Source organism: Lysobacter sp. TAB13, from assembly GCF_052113885.1.
Taxonomy (GTDB): domain Bacteria; phylum Pseudomonadota; class Gammaproteobacteria; order Xanthomonadales; family Xanthomonadaceae; genus Lysobacter; species Lysobacter gummosus.
In genome coordinates this window covers 1-428 of sequence record NZ_JBFRDR010000236.1, presented here as the reverse complement: position 1 = coordinate 428, position 428 = coordinate 1, and the positions used below count along the sequence as shown (strand labels likewise).

General features: G+C 66.6%; 1 protein-coding gene. It reads left to right on the top strand.

The window, feature by feature from the left end; all coding sequences use genetic code 11:
• Nucleotides 1-428 (top strand): hypothetical protein (locus AB4Y92_RS25980; RefSeq protein WP_441822243.1); only part of this gene is annotated, 428 nt, incomplete at both ends.

The window sequence follows — 428 nt, the reverse complement described above, 5'->3', positions numbered from 1 at the left end:
CAGAACGCGACCTGCACCATCGTCAACGACGACCAGGCGGCGACGCTGACCCTGGTCAAGACGGTGACCAACGACAACGGCGGCACCGCGACGATCAACGACTTCCCGTTGACGGCAACGGGTCCGACGACGATCACCGGTGTCAGCGGCACCGCGACGGTGACGAACGCTGCGGTCGGTGCCGGCACCTATGTGCTGAGTGAAACCAATGTGGCCGGCTACACGGCCGGCGCGTGGAGTTGCACCGCCGGCACTTTGACCGGCGACAGCCTGGTGCTGGCCGGCGGCCAGAACGCGACCTGCACCATCGTCAACGACGACCAGGCGGCGACGCTGACCCTGGTCAAGACGGTGACCAACGACAACGGCGGCACCGCGACGATCAACGACTTCCCGTTGACGGCAACGGGTCCGACGACGATCACCGG